This window comes from Rhodoferax ferrireducens (assembly GCF_003347515.1).
Classification (GTDB): Bacteria; Pseudomonadota; Gammaproteobacteria; order Burkholderiales; family Burkholderiaceae_C; genus Rhodoferax.
The window spans coordinates 1-255 of record NZ_QEII01000080.1; the positions used below are offsets into that span (position 1 = coordinate 1).

Here is a 255-nt window from a genome sequence, read left to right on the forward strand (position 1 = left end):
GCATGCTCGCTGGCCAACAGTTGTGCAATCATGCCGCCCATTGATCTCCCAACCACGTGCGCTCGTTTGATCATCAACGAATCGAGAAGTCCTACAGCGTCGTTCGCCATATCGAACAGCGTATAAGTCACATTGGGCGTTTCGCCGCGAGAGACTGCGTCGGCAATTGCAGCGAGATCTGGCATCGACGCGCTATGGAAGTGGGTTGAAAGGCCAGCGTCGCGATTATCAAAGCGAATCACGCGGTAGCCTTGT

At 54.9% G+C, this 255-nt stretch carries 1 protein-coding gene; it reads right to left on the reverse strand.

Annotation, left to right across the window (positions count from 1 at the left end):
* Window positions 1-255, reverse strand: a 255-nt coding sequence (locus C5P05_RS00325; RefSeq protein ID WP_114967975.1) for an alpha/beta fold hydrolase, incomplete at both ends; no start/stop codon positions are given.